Annotated in this window: 1 protein-coding gene; it reads left to right on the top strand. The window is 42.6% G+C overall.

The window, feature by feature from the left end:
• On the top strand, positions 1 to 230 hold a 230-nt coding region (locus B5J94_RS12725; RefSeq protein ID WP_143822003.1), incomplete at both ends, for a WG repeat-containing protein.

Here is a 230-nt window from a genome sequence, read left to right as displayed (position 1 = left end):
GTTTGGAAAGGGGTCTATTGATAAAACAGGCACAGTGGTTATCCCCATTGGATATGATGATGCTTGGGATTTTTCAGAAGGTTTGGCATGGGTGATACAGCACGGCAACCTAAATTCTATCAATAAGAACGGCAAGGTGGTTATTTCTACGGATTATGGACGCACCAACAGTTTTTCGGAGGGCTTGGCAGGTGTGGCAAGTGATAAAACATGGGGATTTATTGATAAAA

It is taken from the genome of Moraxella lacunata (assembly GCF_002027545.1).
GTDB classification, from domain to species: Bacteria; Pseudomonadota; Gammaproteobacteria; order Pseudomonadales; family Moraxellaceae; genus Moraxella; species Moraxella lacunata.
Note: the sequence above shows the minus strand (reverse complement) of the source record. Positions and strands in the feature narration are given on the sequence as shown.